Annotated in this window: 1 protein-coding gene; it reads left to right on the top strand. The window is 70.0% G+C overall.

The window, feature by feature from the left end; translation table 11 throughout:
* A partial coding sequence (locus ACLJNW_RS26855) for a response regulator (RefSeq protein WP_410961603.1) occupies positions 1-253 on the top strand: 253 nt, incomplete at both ends.

Consider the following 253-nt stretch of genomic DNA (forward strand, 5'->3'; position numbering starts at 1 on the left):
GTCCCGAGGAGTGCACGGTGCTGGTGGTGGAGGACAACGCCATCAACCAGTTGGTGACTCGCGGCATGCTGCTCAAGCTCGGCTACCGGGTGCGCACCGCCGACAACGGCAGCGAGGCCCTGGAGTTGCTGGCGCGCGAGCGGCCGGACGGCGTACTGCTCGACTGCCAGATGCCGGTGATGGACGGCTTCGCCACCTGTCGGGCGATCCGCGCGCTGCCCGGCTGCGCGGAACTGCCGGTGCTGGCGTTGAC

The organism is Salmonella sp. SAL4457 (assembly GCF_046548235.1).
GTDB classification, from domain to species: Bacteria; Pseudomonadota; Gammaproteobacteria; order Enterobacterales; family Enterobacteriaceae; genus Salmonella; species Salmonella enterica.